Origin of the sequence: Cellulomonas sp. A375-1, from assembly GCF_001040865.1 — a bacterium.
In the GTDB taxonomy this organism is placed as follows: Bacteria; Actinomycetota; Actinomycetes; order Actinomycetales; family Cellulomonadaceae; genus Cellulomonas; species Cellulomonas gelida.
Map to the genome: position 1 here is coordinate 1 of NZ_LFKW01000138.1, position 490 is coordinate 490.

Consider the following 490-nt stretch of genomic DNA (forward strand, 5'->3'; position numbering starts at 1 on the left):
CGCGCGCGGGTGGGTCGTCGCGCACCTCGTGCTGCAGCTCACGGGCATCGAGGACGGGGGTGCGTGGTGGGCGCCGCGCACGTTCGTCGGGTGGGTCGTGATGGTCGGCCTGATCGTGGCGAGTGCGCAGTGGGGGCGCGGTCGCTGGCGCCCGGGGCGGCGCTGGCAGTCGGTGCTCGTCGGGCTCAACGCGTTCGCCGTGCTCGCCGCCGCGGTGTTCCTGCTGTGGCTGCCCGGGCAGGGCGTCGGGACCGTCACGAGCGAGAACTGGTACGAGCCCCAGCCCGACGACGGGGTGGTGGTGGGCGGCAGCTACGCCGAGAACCTGTTCGTGTACGACGCGCAGGGTCAGCCGGTGGACGGCGCCCAGGTCTTCGACCAGGACGGCCGGCCGGTCACGCTGGGCGTCGGCTCGCTGCAGGAGGCCGAGACCTGGACGGGCGTCGGCTACGACGACGAGCGGAGCTGGCGCCTCGGCGGTGTGACGAGC

Annotated in this window: 1 pseudogene; it reads left to right on the forward strand. The window is 74.3% G+C overall.

Annotated features, from left to right (window positions below):
• A pseudogene (locus tag CWIS_RS19050) lies at nucleotides 1-490 on the forward strand (hypothetical protein); the annotation flags it as partial.